Below are 14,666 nucleotides of genomic sequence, written 5' to 3'. Positions count from 1 at the left end.
GAACGACGCCCCCTCGAAAATATCCAAAATGGATGTTCTTATATCCAAAATGGATTTTTTGGCCGTTTTTCTAATCGGCCACGTCGCTCACGCTTAGGAGGACATTCAATGTCGATCCAAAAAATATCCAAAACGAGGAAACGCAGCAGTGGTTCATCCCGTCCGGAAAACTGGAGCCGAGCGATGAACCAGCAAGAGGGAGAGTTGGTTCGCGAAAAGACTTATCTGACGCAACAGGCCAAGACGGAAATCCTCCAGGTTCTCAGCTTTCTGGAGAACTTTGAAGAAGAGATGGATGGTCTGTTGGAGATATCTGCTCCGAACCCCTATGTCAAAATGTCGACCTATCTGGTGAAAAGGCATCTGGAAGCGAAGGCGGTGACCCCGACCTCGCTCATTGGCGCGTCGGGCGTTCCCTACGCGACAGCCAGCCGCCGCATGCGCGAGATGATCGACAACGGCCTGATCGAGCAAAGGCCGAGGACGTCTTCCGGCAGAAGCTATTCCCTCCATCCGAGCGCTGACATGCTGGAGGCATGGACCCAGTTCAGCAGCCGTGTCCGCAGGATGGCGGCGCAATCGTTCGGGGCGGCCGATCTGCGCTCCGGCACACAGGACTATTATTTCGGCGGGTCTTACCTGGAAGCCCAGACAATCCAGCCGCCCCAGGTCCTGCTTGAACCCTTGAAACTGTCCGGCGATCTTCGCGTTCTGGTCCATGGCGATCCCACCTTCATGGTGATGCATGGTCTGAAGCGCCAGTTCGAGCAGGTGGTCGGGTGCTCCATTCAGCAGCGGGCCTTTTCAATCGACCGGCTTCACGAAGAAGCGGTCAAGAACGCCCACAGGGCGACAAGCCGCTATGACCTGATTGCCCTGGACCTGCCGTGGCTGGGCGAGTTTGCCGAGAACGGGTATCTCCTGCCGCTGGACGAAGTGCTGGATGTCGAGCGGCTTCAGCCGAGCGATTTTCACACCGCCGGCTGGCAGGCAGCTCACTGGGGAGGCAAGCCATACGGTGTGCCCTCGCAGACCACGCCGGAACTGCTGTTTTACCGGAAGGATCTGCTGGCGGAAGCAGGGCTTGAACCGCCCCTCACGACGGACGCGCTGCTCAAGGCCGCCGCCCGGCTCAACGACCCGGTTCAGGGCAGATACGGAATTGCCTGGAACGCGGCACGCGGGACCGCGCTGGGCCATACATTCATGATGACTTGCGCGGACTTCGGCCAGCCTATTCTGGATTTGCCCAAACAGGCCGGTGGTTATGACGCCTCGCGACTTGCGGACGGGGGCTATCGGCCGGTCATCTATTCCGAACGGGCATTGGACGCAGCCGAATACCTGATGGCGCTGTTGCAATATTCGCCGCCGGACATCCTGTCGATGTCCTGGTACGAGCGCGTCCGTCCGTTCGCAAGCGGACGTGTGGCGATGGCCTACGGCTATACTTTGCTCGCTCCATACTTCGAACAGAATCCGGCCTGCGCGGCTCATGGCAAGGTCGGTTTCCTGCCGCATCCTTCCGGCCCGAATGCGCAGAATATCGCCCCGGTCGGCGGCTATCTGCTCGGCATTCCGGCCAATATCGCACCGGAACGGCTGGAGGCGGCAGCCGAAGCGCTGATCGTCTTCACTTCGCCTGAAGCGCAAAAGCTCTACGTCGAACACGGCAGCCGCACCAATCCGCGCTACTCGGTTGGCGCGGACCCGGAAGTCCGGCGCCTGTCTCCGATCTTTGAAGCGGTGGACGCCATGTCCTGGCGGGACGAACTGCAGTTCTGGCCACGACCGCCAATCCCGGAAATCAACGACATCATCCGCATCTGCGGGGAGGAATGCCACGACATGTTGCGTGGCGTGAAGGCGCCAAAAGCCGCGTTGCAGATGGCTCAAGATCGTGCCGACCGACTTCTGCGGGAGGCTGGAAAACTTTAATGGGAGGAATTCATGGACCCCAATCGGCTCAAGGGAAAAAACGTTCTGATTACCGGTGCCGCACGCGGCATGGGCGCAACCAACGCCGAGCATTTTGCAGCTCAGGGCGCCAATATCTGTCTTGGTGATCTGGACCTCGACGAAGCCCAGGCCGTCGCGGAGCGGATCAATGCGGCCGGTAACGGCAAGGCGGTTGCGGTCAAGATGGACGTGACGCGTCGCGAGGACAACGCCGCGGCGGTGGCGGCAACTGTCGAAGCTTTCGGCAGCATCAATGTGGGCCTCTTCAACGCCGGCCTCAACAAGCCCCGTTTCTTCATGGATATCGATGAGGACAACTGGGATCTCATCATGGGCGTCAACACCAAGGCGATGTGGCTTGGCATGCAGGAAACCGCCCGGCAGATGATTGCGCAAGGGCCACAGGATTTTCCCTACAAGCTGATCAATGTCGGCTCCATCGCCTCGCGCAAGCCTCTGGTGGATGTGACCGTCTATTGCACATCCAAATACGGCTGCCTGGCGTTGACCCATTGCGGGGCCGTTGCGCTCGGCGAACACAACATCACCGTCAACGGTTATGCCCCCGGCGTGGTGGTGACACCGCTGTGGGAACAGCTCGACAAGGACCTTGTCGAAATCGGCTTCAAGGAACGGGCAGGACAGGCCTACGAAGACATCGCCAACAACGAACTGGTGATCAAGCGGGTGTCCTATCCGGATGACATCAAGGGCACCGCGTCGTTTCTCGCCAGCCCCGACAGCGACTACATGACGGGCCAAATGATCCACATCGATGGCGGCTGGTGCATCCAGTAACACTCTGAAAAACAATATTCTTTTTACATGACGGATGTGCGCAGGTGCATCCGAAGGAGAGAGCCATGTCTCGCGCACTGTTACCCAACCTCCTGACGCCGCAGGATCTCGAACCGCATTGGCGCTGGGAGGGGCGTTTGCCCGCCTGGGGTCACACATCCGTCGATTTCGAACGCCGCATCGACCATGATCGGTTGCGGCGGTATCGCCTTGCCAGAACACGGGAGGCGCTGAAGGCCTCTCCCGCCGGTACGCTTCTGCTGTTTGACGTCAACAACATCCGCTACGTCTCGGCCACCAAGATCGGTGAATGGGAGCGGGACAAGATGTGCCGCTTCTGCCTGCTAACGGGTGATGACGCCCCTTACGTGTGGGACTTCGGTTCAGCCGCCGTCCACCACAAGAAGTTCTCCGACTGGCTGGTGCCGGATCATTGCCGGGCAGGTGTGGTCGGCATGCGCGGCACCATCCCGCCGGAATTCGGTCTGATGCGCAAATATGCCCGCGAGATTGCCGGGCTGATCCGGGACGCGGGCATGGCGGATATGCCGGTCGGTGTCGACTATGCCGAAACCGCCATGTTCCATGCGCTGCAGGCAGAGGGGCTTAACGTGGTCGACGGACAGCAGATCATGCTGGCTGCGCGCGAGATCAAGAACTGGGACGAGATCCAGCTTCTGACTCAGGCGGCTTCCATGGTCGATGGCGTCTATCACATGATCTACGAGGAACTGAAGCCGGGCGTGCGCGAGAACGACATCGTCGCCCTGTCCAACAAGATGCTCTACGAAATGGGATCGGATGATGTCGAGGCGATCAACGCCATTTCCGGCGAGCGCTGCAATCCGCATCCGCACAATTTCACCGATCGCTACTTCCGTCCGGGCGATCAGGCGTTTTTTGACATTCTGCAGTCCTATCAGGGCTATCGGACCTGCTACTACCGAACCTTCAACATTGGTCGGGCCACGCCCGCGCAGCGTGATGCCTACGTCAAGGCGCGTGAATGGATCGATGCCTCCATCGCCATGATCAAGCCCGGCGTCTCCACCGACAAGGTGGCGGAAGTCTGGCCCAAGGCGGAGGAATTCGGCTTCCCCAATGAGGAAACCGCCTTCGGTCTGCAATTCGGCCACGGCCTGGGGCTGGCCCTGCACGAACGGCCGATCATCTCGCGTGCGGTCTCGCTCGACCATCCGATGGAAATCAAGACGGGCATGGTGTTCGCGCTGGAAACCTACTGCCCGGCCGCCGACGGCTATTCCGCCGCCCGGATCGAGGAGGAAGTCGTGGTGACGGACACGGGCGTTGAGGTGATCAGCCTGTTCCCGGCCGAAGAACTTCCGATCGCCAACCGGTACTGACCTGCCCATCGTGCCCGGCCGCGCGGCGGCCGGGCCCAGTCAAGGGACAACAAGATGAGCGCTGCGAAGAAAAAGAAACACAACACGGAAGAGTATCTGCGCATGTACACGCAGATGGTGCGCATCCGTGCCTTCGAGGACAACGCCAACCAGCTTTACCTGTCGGCGAAGATGCCGGGCCTGACCCACATGTATTCCGGTCAGGAAGCCGTGGCCGTCGGCATCTGCGAAGCGCTGACGCCCGAAGACAAGATCACGTCGACGCACAGGGGGCACGGTCACTGTGTCGCCAAGGGAGCGCATTTCAAGGAAATGTTCTGCGAGCTTCTGGGCAAGGAAGAGGGCTATTGCCGGGGCAAGGGCGGATCGATGCATATCGCCGACCAGGCCAACGGCAACCTGGGCGCAAACGCCATTGTCGGCGGTTCAATGGGCATTGCCACCGGATCGGCACTCACCGCCAAGCGTCTGGGTACCGGGCACGTCACCGTGTGTTTCTTCGGAGATGGCGCGACGGCACAAGGGCTCTGGTACGAGGTCATGAACATGGCCGCGCTCTGGAAGCTTCCCGTCATCTATGCCTGCGAGAACAACGGCTACAGCGAATACACCAGGACCGAGGAAATCGCGGCTGGTTCGCTGACCGCCCGGGCGGAAGCCTTCGGCATCGAGAGCTTCAAGGTCGATGGCCAGGATGTGCTGGCCGTGAACAAGCTGGCGGGCGAGCTCGCCGCCAGATGCCGAAAGGGCGAAGGCCCGTTCTTCATCGAACTCGACACCTATCGCTATCACGGCCACCACGTCGGCGACATCAACCGCGACTATTACCGCGCCAAGGATGAAGAGACGGAATGGAAGTCTGCGCGCGACCCGATCACCAACTTCGGCAAGTGGCTGATCGACCAGAAGATCATGACCGCGGACGAACTGGTGGCCATCGACAATGAAATCGCGGCCGATGCCGAAGCTGCCGTCAAATATGCGCTCGACGCGAAATATCCGGATGTGCGGGAAGTGGACATGCATGTCTACGCCGGCACGGCCGCCTGAGGAGGGACGCCATGACACGTGAAATCACCCTGTCCAGGGCAGTCAACGAAGCCATCGCGGAAGAAATGCGCCGGGATCCGTCGATCATTCTCCTGGGCGAAGACGTCGCGGAGGCCGGAACGCCGTTCAAGGTGCTGTCCGGCCTGGTGGAGGAGTTCGGAACGGACAGGATCATCGACACGCCGATTTCCGAACCCGGCTTCATGGGCATTGCCGTTGGTGCGGCGATGACCGGACTGAGGCCGATCGTCGACCTGATGTTCGGTGATTTTCTCTATCTGGTCATGGATCAGCTCTGCAATCAGGCCGCCAAGACCCACTACATGTCCGGCGGCAAGCTGAACGTCCCGCTGGTCCTGCGCACCAACATGGGCGCGACCCGGCGCTCCGCTGCTCAGCACAGCCAGTCCCTGCAGGCGCTTGTTGCCCACATTCCGGGACTGAAGGTCGCCATGCCATCTTCGGCTTACGAGGCAAAGGGCCTGATGAAGACCGCAATCCGGGACAACAATCCGGTGGTCATCTTCGAAGACAAGCTGATGTACAACGACAAGGCCCCGGTGCCGGAAGAAGAATACCTGATCCCCTTCGGCCAGGCGCACATCAAGCGCGAGGGCCGGGACGTCACGCTGGTGGCGACCTCCTCCATGGTGCAGGTGGCCGAGGAAGCGGCGGAAACGTTGTCCCGCGAGGGCATCAGCGCGGAGATCATCGACCCGCGCACGATCGTGCCCCTGGATGAGGAAACCATCCTGCGTTCTGTCCGCAAGACGTCGCGCGCCATCGTCATCGACGAGGGCCACCAGAGCTACGGCGTGACGGCGGAAATTGCCGCGCGGATCAGCGAGAAAGCTTTCTACGACCTCGACGCGCCGGTCATCCGCATGGGCGCCATGGACGTGCCGGTGCCGTTTTCGCCTGCCCTTGAAGACATCACCGTGCCGAATGCCGCAGGAGTTGCCGACAACGCGCGCAAGATCTGCCGCGGGGAGCTGATCCATGCCGCATGAGGTGATCATGCCCGCGCTCGGCATGGCCCAGGACAGCGGCCAGTTGCTGGCCTGGCACAAGAAACCGGGAGAGGCAGTGGCCGCTGGCGATGTGCTTTTCGAGGTGGAAACCGACAAGGCCGCCATGGAAGTGGAGGCGCAGAAGGAAGGCTATCTGACCGACGTCTCCGTGGAAGCAGGCAGCGATGTTCCGGTTGGACAGGTGATCGCGATGATCTCTGAAACCCCGGAAGGGGCTGGTCAGGCAAACGGGAGCCCATCGCCGGACAACACATCCACCGGGGAACAGTTAAAGGCTAACGGTCGGGAAGCCGGGGCAGACGCCGGGGGTGAAGCCCTTCCGGACGGGCACCAGGTAATCATGCCGACACTCGGCATGGCTCAGGACACGGGCCTTCTGGTTGCCTGGTGCAAACAGCCCGGAGAAGCCGTTGCGGCTGACGACATTCTCTTCGAAGTGGAAACGGACAAGAGCACGGTTGAGGTCAACGCCGGCCGCGACGGTTTCGTGGCCGCGCTTCTGGCGGAAGCGGGTGAGGAAGTGCCTGTCGGCCAGACGATAGCGGTGATATCGGCGCAAAAGCCGGACAAGGCAGTGTCGCGTAAGGCTGCTGGAGCAACAGCTTCTGCGGCCGGTGAAACAGCGCCGGAGCGGCAGGAAAAGACGGAACCTGCCAACACGCCTGCACCTTCTCCTGAAAAACGGGTGGCGGCCAAGACCGCGCCCGGGGTGGCCGGGAGAGTTCTTGCGTCGCCGAAGGCACGGCGGCTTGCGCAGGAACAAGGGCTGGACCTGCAGCGTCTGGCCGATGCCGGCCACCCCCAGCCGTTTCACGTCAAGGATCTGGAGACCCTCAAGACCCTGCGCGCGGAAACGCCGGCGGCAAGTGCCACGGCGCAGCGCTTCGAACTCAGGGCAAAGGTATCGGGTACCGGATTTGCAGACTTCGTGGCCTGGGCGAAGGACAGCGGCGGGCAAGCCGATCAGGCAGCTCTGCTGGCCGGGTTTGCGGCTGCCAGTTTCGGGAACTTTCCCGCCAAAGTCCGCGTTGAGAATATGCGGCAGTCGCAAGTCTACTCCGCTGCTTCGCTCTGGCTTGGTCAGGTCAAACCGGCGGACGATGATCTAGAAGTGGATCTGCTGGTGCGTGACCTGAGAGCAAGCCGCATCTCGGCGCTTCAGCTTGATGCAGGCAAATGCCCCGTCATCAGCATTCTGCGGCAGGGGGAGGATCTCGCTCTCGTGCTGGAATGGGCCGGGGACCGACTGACTGCACCTCGGGCGATTGACCTGCTTTCCAATTTCGCGGGTCGGATGGAGCAACCGCTCCGCCACCTGCTTTGAACCCATGGGGACCATTATGGACCATAACGATCTTTACATTAACGGCACCTGGTGCGCGGGAGCGAGCGGCGAAAGGTTCGACGTTCTGAACCCGGCAACCGAAGAGGTGCTTGCCTCCGTCGCCTCCGCCGACATCAAGGATGCGGACGCCGCGCTGGATGCCGCGGAAGCTGCGATGGCAACATGGGCCGCCAAAACGCCGCGCGAACGTTCGGAAGTGTTGCGCAAGGCGTGGGAATTGATGACGGCGCGGCTGGAAGACTTTGCCCGCATGATCACGCTGGAAAACGGCAAGGCGCGCAGCGATGCCATGGGCGAGGCGACCTATGCCGCCGAATTCTTCCGCTGGTTTGCCGAAGAAGCCGTACGCGCCGACGGCCTCATCACCCATGCGCCTGCCTCTGGCGCGCGCATCATCGTGCAGCACAAGCCTGCCGGCCTTGCGGTTCTTGTCACGCCCTGGAACTATCCGGCGGCCATGGGCACCCGCAAGATCGCTCCGGCTCTGGCCGCTGGCTGCGGGGTGATCATCAAACCGGCCTCCGAAACGCCGCTGACCATGCTGGCGCTCATGCCCCTCCTGGAAGAAGCCGGCGTTCCGGATGGCCTTGTCAATGTGCTGCCTTCCAGGCGCACCGGCGCACTTGTCGATCACATGCTGCACGACCCGCGCGTGCGCGTCGTCTCCTTCACAGGTTCCACGGCGGTTGGCCGCAAGCTGCTGCATTCTGCGGCCGATCAGGTGCTCAAACCGGCGATGGAACTTGGCGGCAATGCACCGCTGATCGTTTTTGACGATGCGGATCTTGATGAGGCGGTGCAGGGCACGATGCTGGCCAAGATGCGCAATCTCGGTGAAGCCTGCACCGCTGCCAACCGGATCTACGTGCATGAAGCCGTTGCCGACGACTTTACCCGCCGACTTGTCGAGGCCATGAAAAAACTGAAGGTCGGCGACGGATCTGACCCGGACGTGGATGTCGGCCCGCTGGTCAATGCGGAAACCCGCGACAAGGTCGCGGATTTCGTTCGCGATGCGGTTGAGAAGGGAGCGAAGATCAAAGTCGGCGGCGACCTGCCGGGCGGGAAGGGCTTTTTCTATCCGCCCACGGTTCTGTCGGGTGTGCCCGAGACGGCCGACTGCGTGCACGACGAAATCTTCGGGCCCGTCGCCGCCCTCCAGACCTTCACCGATCAGGACGACGTGATCCGCAGGGCCAACGACACGGAATACGGTCTGGTTGCCTATGTCTTCACGAAGGACATGAAACGCGGCCTGCAGGTCTGTGAAAAGCTGGACTATGGCATGGTCGGGTTCAATCGCGGTCTCGTCTCCGATCCGGCGGCTCCCTTCGGCGGCACCAAACAGTCCGGCCTCGGCCGTGAAGGTGGCCATGAAGGCATGCTGGAGTTCATGGAAACCCAGTATATTTCGGCAAGCTGGTAGGAGGTGGAGATGTCCGACGTGATCGCACCGCCTTCGGTCAGGGCGCTGGCCCGGCAGAAGGGTATAGACATCGAGAAACTCGCGCGCGACATCGGACGCACGTCCATCGCCCGCGAGGATGTGGAAGGCGAAGGCGATGCTGGGATGTCGCCCTCCGCCGGGGTCTCTCCCGCGCAATCGGGCGACAGGTCCTACTGGGACGTCGACCACACGCTCTATGGCCCGGTCACGGAAGAACCCGTCTCAAGGTTTGCCCAAGTCGCAGCGCAAAACATGGCCGCGGCCCAGAGGCTCATTCCCGCTGTCACCCATCATGACCGCGCGGAGATGACGGCCATCGAAGCCCTGCGCAAGGAATTGCGGACGGAAGCCGGCGAGCGCGGCGTGAAGCTGACGGCGCTGGCTTTCCATGCCAAGGCCTTGTCGAAGGCCTTGCGGGAATTCCCGAAGTTCAATGCTTCTCTCAGCTCGGACGGCAAGACGCTGTTCCTGAAAGACTACGTGCACCTTGGAATCGCGGTCGACACCGCCCACGGCCTGATGGTGCCCGTTATCCGGGACGTTGACCGGAAAGGCCTCTGGCAGATCGCGGCGGAAATCGCCGATCTCGCCTCCAGAGCACAAGAGCGCAAGGTGCGCCCTGATGAAATGGGCGGCGCGTCCATGACCATCACCAACCTCGGCGGGATCGGCGGCACCGCCTTCACCCCGATCGTCAATCCGCCGGAAGTTGCCATTCTCGGTATCACCCGCACTGAAGTCGCCCCCGTCTGGGATGGGGAGACTTTCCAACCCGTCCAGATGGTGCCCCTCGATCTCAGCTACGACCACAGGGGCATCAACGGCGCAGACGCCGCGCGCTTCCTGAGCTATTATGCAGGTCTTTTGAAAGAGCCTCGGCGGATGTTGATCTGACGGGCTGTCTGCTGGATTTACCTCACTGCAAGATTGAGGTTCCCGGAATGTGTAGCTGCCTGGGAGCTTGTGGATGTTAGGCGGTCCTTGAAAAACCTGGGGGATAGCCGGAACGACGTTATCTCTGTTCTCCACGAAGTTACCGAAATCGCGTTTCCGACTGTCCAGCTGCGCTTCGAACAGGATTGGAGCCTGGTCCCGCGTGTTCCTCTCCGGGGGTGGTGAATGAGCCGCTTGAATAGCGGACAACCTCTTCAGCGCCAGCTCAAGGGCAGGGACTGATACCGAACGACAGCAGGAAACGGTCGATCGCTCTTGATATGGCCTCGGACGGATCGTCCGGGCAGGGGGTTCGGTAGATGTGCTGTCGGATGCCGATGTAGACGATGCCGCCGTGCAGGTTCCAGATATCTTCCATGACCGGTGTGACGCCGGAATTTGCCTCGTGTTCGATCTCGCCCAGGAGCGGTAGCAGGATGACGTCGCCTAGATGTTTGAGATAGCGGCGGTTGAGTTCTGCACCATAAAGGCCGGAAAACATGAAAATCCGCATCCACTCGTACTGGAAGATGAGTGTGCTGTATTCGGTGTAGAAATCGAGCAGGCGCCGACGCAGCGGCACTTCCCGGTCGGTCAGCCGTTCCGGCCAGTCGGGAGAAAGACGCCCGAGGTACACCTTTTCATAGACCGCCTCTATGAGATCGTCCTTGGTGGCGAAATAGTTGAAAAGCAGCGATTGCGTGACGCCGATACGCTTGGCGAGATCGCGTGTGTTGCCGTCAAGGCCGACCTCGGCGAAGAAGGCGACGGCACCTTCAACGATCTGCTGGCGGCGTTCGGAAGGGGGCAGCCTGCGACGGCTGGAAGTGTCCCCCGTTTCGGCGACATCGGTCATTCCATTCATGTTCCTTTTCCTGCCTCCCTCATACGGCACGCAATAATCTACTTGCAATCTTCCGATTTTTATAGATCATCTGATCAATAAAGTTGAGCAGATGCTCAATAAGCGATGCTGGAGGGCGTCGCGATGAAATCGGGAGGGAGACGCCATGAAGGCATCGGCGGGCGGTTATGCCCGGGCATCCAGTTTGCGCAACGCGCTGGAAATGCTGGCCGCAAGCGACGGCAACGGCCGCGTGCTTGCAGGTGGCCAGAGCCTGGTTGCGGCCTTGAACCTGCGTCTCTCCGCAGGCGACGTCCTGATCGACATTTCCCGCCTGAGCGAGCTTTCCGGGGTAACCGAAACGCAGGACAGTCTGCGGATCGGCGCGCTGACTTCGCATGCGGAGATTGGTCGCAATCCGCTGATCCGGCAGTCTGCTCCGCTTCTTTCTCAGGCGGTGGAATTCATCGCCCATGCTGCGATCCGCAACCGCGGCACCATAGGAGGTGCGCTGGCTCATGCCGATCCGGCTGCGGAGTTTCCAGCCTGCGTTCTGGCCCTTGGCGCCACGCTTCATGTCGAGGGCCTCAACGGCTCGCGGGACATACCGGTGGAAGATTTCTTTCAGGACATTTTCGAAACGGCCATCGAGGAGGGGGAAATCCTGATAGGCCTCTCGATCCCGAAGGCAGAGCCCGGCGAAAAGCAGGTCATCGTCGAGGTTGCCAGGAGATCCGGCGACTATGCACTTGCCGGAGTGTGCCTCGTCAAGCGGGGCGATGGACACCGGCTGTCGCTTTTTTCCGTCGGGCCCAAACCGGTCCTTGCCGAAGGGGCCATGGCCGCTCTCGACCAGGGCAACATTGATGGCGCCGTTCAGGCTCTGCAGGCGGAAATCGACCCACCGTCGGACACGCAGGCAAGTGCCGCTTACCGCCGCCACCTTGCCGGTGTCCTATTACGCCGCGCCGCCGCCAGGATCGAGGGAGGAAACGCATGACGGAGATGTTCCGCGACAAGATCGACATCAGCCTGACCGTGAACGGGGAGCCCGTCGAGGCGCGTGTGCCGGCAGGTCAGCATCTCGTTGATTTCCTGCGCGGCGAGCTTGGCCTTACCGGCGCCCATGCAAGCTGCGAACACGGTGTCTGCGGTGCCTGTACGCTGAAGGTCGACGGCAAAGCCGTGCGCGGCTGCCTGATGCTGGCCGCCCAGGCGGACGGTGCCGAGGTTTGGACAGTGGAAGGCCTGTCGGACCTGGGCGCGATAAAGGATCTTCAGGACGTCTTTGTCGAGCGCAATGCGCTCCAGTGCGGCTTCTGCACGCCCGGTATGCTGGTTGCCATTAACGAGCTGCTGGAGGCCGGCGGCACGCCGTCGCGTGATCAGATCCGCGAACATCTGTCGGGCAATTACTGCCGCTGCACCGGCTACGAAGCCATCGTGGATGCGGTTGAAACGGTAGCGCGTGTCCGCGCACGGAAGGGGGCCGCATGACCATTCAATTCGGTAATCCGGACCGGCCCAATTCCTATATCGGCAAGACGGTCCCCCGGCCCAATGCCCGGCGCCTGGTCCAGGGTCGCGGCGTCTATGTGGACGACATCGTGCTGCCGCGCATGGTCCATGTCGCCTTTGTGCGCTCGCCCTTCGCGCACGCGAAGATCAACCGTATCGACGCCGAGGATGCAAAAGCGGTGAAGGGTGTGCTCCGGGTCTTCACGGGCGAGGACATCGCCGAGGTCTGCAAGCCATGGGTTGCTGTGCTCGCCCATCTGAAAGGCCTGAAATCGCCGCCGGAACACGCGATCGCCGTTGACCGAGCCTGCTGGGTCGGCGAACCGGTGGCAGCCGTTGTCGCGACCTCTCGCGCTGCTGCCGAGGATGGCGCGGCTCTTGTCGATGTTGACTACGAACAACTGGACGTCGTCACCGACATGATGACCGCGCTCGATCCTGAAACGCCGGTGCTGCATCCGGATATGGGTGACAACCTCGCCTTCCGGCGCCTGCACGAACAGGGGGACGTGGACGAAACCTTCCGGACCGCGCACAAGGTCGTCTCGGCGCGCTTCGTCACCGGACGGCACACGGGCGTGACGCTGGAGCCGCGCTCGATCCTGGTCGACTGGAACCCGGCCGAGGAACAGATGACCGCCTGGCATGCGACGCAGGCGCCCCACATGATCCAGACAGTTCTGGCCACTCATCTCGACCTGCCGGAAAGCCGGGTCCGTGTGATCTGTGAGGATGTCGGCGGCTCCTACGGCATCAAGGTGCATGTCTATCCGGACGAAATGGCGACGGCGGCAATCGCCAAGATCATGAAACGGCCGGTGAAATTCATCGCCGACCGGCTGGAAAGTTTCTCCAGCGACATCCACGCCCGCGATCATCAGATCGAGGCGAAGATTGCAGTTGGAGAAGACGGCCGGATCCTCGCCATGGATGTCGATGACTGGACGGCGATCGGCCCATATTCGGTCTATCCGCGCACCTCCGCCATCGAAGGCAACCAGGTGGTGAACCTCTGCGGTGGCCCCTATGACTTCCAGAATTACCGGGCCAGGACCACGGTCGTCTTCCAGAACAAGACGCCGACCTGCCAGTACCGGGCAGTCGGCCATCCGATCGCGGTCGCGATCACCGAAGGGCTGGTGGACATGGCGGCCGCCGAAATCGGCATGGACCCGGTCGAGATCCGCCGGCGCAACATGTTCAGGGATGATGCCTATCCGGTGACGTCTCCCGCGAACATGCGTTTCGAGGGGCTGTCGCATCACGCCTCCATGGACAAGCTTCTGGAGCTGATGGATTACGACGGCTTGCGAGCAGAACAGGCAGAGCTCCGCAAGAAGGGCATCTACAGGGGCATCGGTATTGCAAGCTTCATCGAGCTGACCAATCCCTCGCCCTTCATGTACGGTATCGGCGGCGCGCGCATCTCGGCACAAGACGGTTGCACGGTGCGGATGGATCCGGACGGATCGATCGTTGCGCTGTCCGGCGTAACCGAACAGGGGCAGGGCACAGAGGCGATGCTGAGCCAGGTGGTTGCCGAGGGTCTTGGCGTGTCCCCCGCGCGTGTGCGCGTCATTACCGGTGATACACAAGTGACGCCCTACGGTGGCGGCACCTGGGCGTCGCGCGGGGCCGGTATCGGCGGCGAGGCTGCGCTGCAGGCGGCGCGGGCGCTTCGCGATTCCATCCTTGAAGTGGCCGCTTCCATGCTCCAGGCCGATCAGGCGCAGCTCGACATCCGCGACGGCGCTGTGGTCGACAGCACTTCAGGCGAAGCCCGCATGCCGCTCGAAGAGCTCGGCCGGATCGTCTACTTCCGCGGCGACACATTGCCGAAGGGCCTGCCGCGGGAGCTTGTCCAGACACGGCACTTCATCACGTCCGAATACCCCTTTGCCTTCACCAACGGCGTCCAGGCCTCCTACCTCGAGGTCGATACGGAGACCGGCATCGTGAAGCTGCTGAAGCATTGGTGCGTCGAGGATTGCGGGCGGGTGATCAACCCGCTTCTCGTTGACGAGCAAATCCGGGGTGGCATCGTTCAGGGGCTCGGTGGAGCGCTGTTCGAGGAAATCCACTACGACGCGGAAGGCCAGCTCCTGAACGGCTCGATGGCAGACTACCTCGTGCCGATGGCGGCTGAAATGCCCGACATGATCATCGGTCACGTTGAAACGCCGACGGGGGAGAGCCTGCTCGGGGCCAAGGGCGCGGGCGAGGCGGGCACTGCCGGGTCTCCGGCCGCCGTCATGAATGCGATCAACGACGCCCTGCGGCCCATGGGCGCGCAAGTGACAGAAATGCCGTTCACGCCTGAACGGATCGTGAGAGCACTTGGAACCTTGAGTGACTGAACCAGAGGAGCCTGGGAGGA

At 61.7% G+C, this 14,666-nt stretch carries 12 protein-coding genes; 11 read left to right on the top strand and 1 reads right to left on the bottom strand.

Features of this window, described 5'->3' with window-relative positions:
• The first annotated feature begins 183 nt into the window (after positions 1 to 183).
• The 8 genes from FIV05_RS26990 to FIV05_RS26955 all read left to right on the top strand — a co-directional run bounded on the left by FIV05_RS26990 (position 184) and on the right by FIV05_RS26955 (position 9,888).
• A complete protein-coding gene (locus FIV05_RS26990) occupies positions 184 to 1,938 on the top strand; it encodes an extracellular solute-binding protein (RefSeq protein ID WP_286202235.1) in 1,755 nt (584 codons plus the stop codon).
• Positions 1,939 to 1,950: 12 nt separating this feature from the next.
• On the top strand, positions 1,951 to 2,757 hold the full coding sequence (locus FIV05_RS26985) for an SDR family oxidoreductase (protein ID WP_077290581.1): 807 nt from the start codon (positions 1,951 to 1,953) through the stop codon (positions 2,755 to 2,757).
• Between the two features lie 65 nt (positions 2,758 to 2,822).
• Positions 2,823 to 4,121, top strand: a complete 1,299-nt coding sequence (locus FIV05_RS26980; protein WP_006933717.1) for a Xaa-Pro peptidase family protein — start codon at positions 2,823 to 2,825, stop codon at positions 4,119 to 4,121.
• Positions 4,122 to 4,175: 54 nt separating this feature from the next.
• Complete coding sequence (locus FIV05_RS26975) at positions 4,176 to 5,171, top strand: thiamine pyrophosphate-dependent dehydrogenase E1 component subunit alpha (RefSeq protein WP_152511640.1); 996 nt, start codon at positions 4,176 to 4,178, stop codon at positions 5,169 to 5,171.
• A gap of 11 nt (positions 5,172 to 5,182) precedes the next feature.
• Positions 5,183 to 6,181: an alpha-ketoacid dehydrogenase subunit beta gene (locus FIV05_RS26970; RefSeq protein WP_152511639.1), complete on the top strand. Its 999-nt coding sequence runs from the start codon at positions 5,183 to 5,185 to the stop codon at positions 6,179 to 6,181.
• A complete protein-coding gene (locus FIV05_RS26965) occupies positions 6,171 to 7,526 on the top strand; it encodes a biotin/lipoyl-containing protein (protein WP_152511638.1) in 1,356 nt (451 codons plus the stop codon). Before FIV05_RS26970 ends, FIV05_RS26965 begins: the two co-directional genes overlap by 11 nt.
• A 16-nt stretch (positions 7,527 to 7,542) precedes the next feature.
• Positions 7,543 to 8,973: an NAD-dependent succinate-semialdehyde dehydrogenase gene (locus FIV05_RS26960; protein WP_152511637.1), complete on the top strand. Its 1,431-nt coding sequence runs from the start codon at positions 7,543 to 7,545 to the stop codon at positions 8,971 to 8,973.
• A gap of 9 nt (positions 8,974 to 8,982) precedes the next feature.
• Positions 8,983 to 9,888, top strand: coding sequence for a 2-oxo acid dehydrogenase subunit E2 (locus FIV05_RS26955; RefSeq protein WP_152511636.1), 906 nt, complete (start codon positions 8,983 to 8,985; stop codon positions 9,886 to 9,888).
• A gap of 265 nt (positions 9,889 to 10,153) precedes the next feature.
• On the opposite strand, the gene FIV05_RS26950 is transcribed toward FIV05_RS26955, so the two are convergent.
• A complete protein-coding gene (locus tag FIV05_RS26950) occupies positions 10,154 to 10,792 on the bottom strand; it encodes a TetR/AcrR family transcriptional regulator (protein ID WP_152511635.1) in 639 nt (212 codons plus the stop codon).
• Positions 10,793 to 10,937: 145 nt separating this feature from the next.
• On the opposite strand from FIV05_RS26950, the gene FIV05_RS26945 reads away from it, so the two are divergent.
• Genes FIV05_RS26945 through FIV05_RS26935 form a run of 3 tightly spaced genes read left to right on the top strand, consistent with a single transcriptional unit; the run spans position 10,938 to position 14,646 of the window.
• Positions 10,938 to 11,771: a xanthine dehydrogenase family protein subunit M gene (locus FIV05_RS26945; RefSeq protein ID WP_152511634.1), complete on the top strand. Its 834-nt coding sequence runs from the start codon at positions 10,938 to 10,940 to the stop codon at positions 11,769 to 11,771.
• Positions 11,768 to 12,268 carry a (2Fe-2S)-binding protein gene (locus FIV05_RS26940; protein ID WP_152511633.1) on the top strand — a complete coding sequence of 167 codons (501 nt, stop codon included), beginning with the start codon at positions 11,768 to 11,770 and terminating at the stop codon, positions 12,266 to 12,268. Before FIV05_RS26945 ends, FIV05_RS26940 begins: the two co-directional genes overlap by 4 nt.
• Positions 12,265 to 14,646, top strand: coding sequence for a xanthine dehydrogenase family protein molybdopterin-binding subunit (locus FIV05_RS26935; protein WP_152511632.1), 2,382 nt, complete (start codon positions 12,265 to 12,267; stop codon positions 14,644 to 14,646). The genes FIV05_RS26940 and FIV05_RS26935 overlap by 4 nt, the downstream gene beginning before the upstream one ends.
• Positions 14,647 to 14,666 lie beyond the last annotated feature (20 nt).

Origin of the sequence: Labrenzia sp. THAF191a (assembly GCF_009363335.1) — a bacterium.
GTDB lineage: Bacteria > Pseudomonadota > Alphaproteobacteria > Rhizobiales > Stappiaceae > Roseibium > Roseibium algicola.
Note: the sequence above shows the minus strand (reverse complement) of the source record. Positions and strands in the feature narration are given on the sequence as shown.